This window comes from Streptomyces sp. NRRL S-1022 (genome assembly GCF_000720135.1).
GTDB lineage: Bacteria > Actinomycetota > Actinomycetes > Streptomycetales > Streptomycetaceae > Streptomyces.
Map to the genome: position 1 here is coordinate 1 of NZ_JOIU01000187.1, position 301 is coordinate 301.

At 65.8% G+C, this 301-nt stretch carries 1 protein-coding gene; it reads right to left on the bottom strand.

Going from position 1 to position 301, the window contains the following annotated elements; all coding sequences use genetic code 11:
* The coding region (locus IG05_RS0141455; RefSeq protein ID WP_199808494.1) for a cbb3-type cytochrome c oxidase subunit I at window positions 1-301 on the bottom strand (301 nt) is incomplete at both ends.

Below are 301 nucleotides of genomic sequence, written 5' to 3' on the forward strand. Positions count from 1 at the left end.
CGTCACGGACAGACCGGCGATCGCGATGGTCGCGGCGATCAGGCCCATGTAGCCGAACATCGGCTTGCGGGAGAAGACCGGGATGACCTCGGAGATGATCCCGAAGAACGGCAGCGCGATGATGTACACCTCTGGATGGCCGAAGAACCAGAAGAGGTGTTGCCAGAGCAGGGCTCCGCCGTTGGCCGCGTCGAAGACGTGGGCGCCGAATTTACGGTCCGCCTCCAGCGCGAACAGCGCCGCCGCGAGGACCGGGAAGGCGAGCAGGACCAGGACGGCGGTCAGCAGCACGTTCCACACG